Below are 674 nucleotides of genomic sequence, written 5' to 3' on the forward strand. Positions count from 1 at the left end.
GAGAACACGGTGCTCAGGGCGGCGACCAGGGCGCTCAGTGACAGTGCGGCCGGCCATTTGCTGCCGTCGGCGAACAGCGCTTTGTACCAGTTCAGCGTCCACGCCTCGGGTGGGAAGGAGGCGAAGGCGTTGTTGCTGAAGGAGGTGATCAGGATGACGATGATCGGCAGCGCCAGGAACAGCAGGATCACGGTGGCGACGGCGGTCAGGGCGATCCGCCCGGCGAGCGTTCTTCGCAGTTCCATCATGATGCGCTCCTCTTCTTACGGCTGGCGCCGAGGGAGCTGACGAGCTTGACCAGCAGCAGTCCGGCGATGGTGAGCAGCAGCAGGATGACGCCCTGAGCGGCCGCCCCGTTCCACTGGTTGTCCTTGGTCACCTGCTGGTTGATGAGGGTGGCGATCATCGTCTGGTTGGGTCCGCCCATCAGGGCGGGGGTGATGTAGTAGCCCAGGGAGAGGATGAAGCTGAGCAGTCCGGCACTGGCAAGGCCGGGGGCGACCAGCGGCAGGTAGACCCGGCGGAAGATCGTCACGCGTCCCGCGCCCATGCTGGCCGCGGCCGCGAGCAGTCTGCGGTCCACGCCGCGCATCACGCCGTACAGCAGCAGCACGGTGTAGGGCAGCATCATGGAGGTGGTGCCGATGACCACGCCGATCTCGTTGTAGAGCAGC

The 674-nt window shown here is 65.9% G+C and carries 1 protein-coding gene and 1 pseudogene; both read right to left on the reverse strand.

From position 1 onward, the window contains the following. Nucleotides 1-248, reverse strand: a pseudogene (locus tag FE633_RS46920) (ABC transporter permease); the annotation flags it as partial. Beyond that, the coding region (locus tag FE633_RS46925; RefSeq protein WP_138051257.1) for an ABC transporter permease at nucleotides 245-674 on the reverse strand (430 nt) is incomplete at its 5' end. The pseudogene FE633_RS46920 and the gene FE633_RS46925, both read right to left, overlap by 4 nt.

The sequence above is a fragment of the Streptomyces montanus genome (assembly GCF_005786655.1).
Taxonomy (GTDB): Bacteria; Actinomycetota; Actinomycetes; order Streptomycetales; family Streptomycetaceae; genus Streptomyces; species Streptomyces sporangiiformans.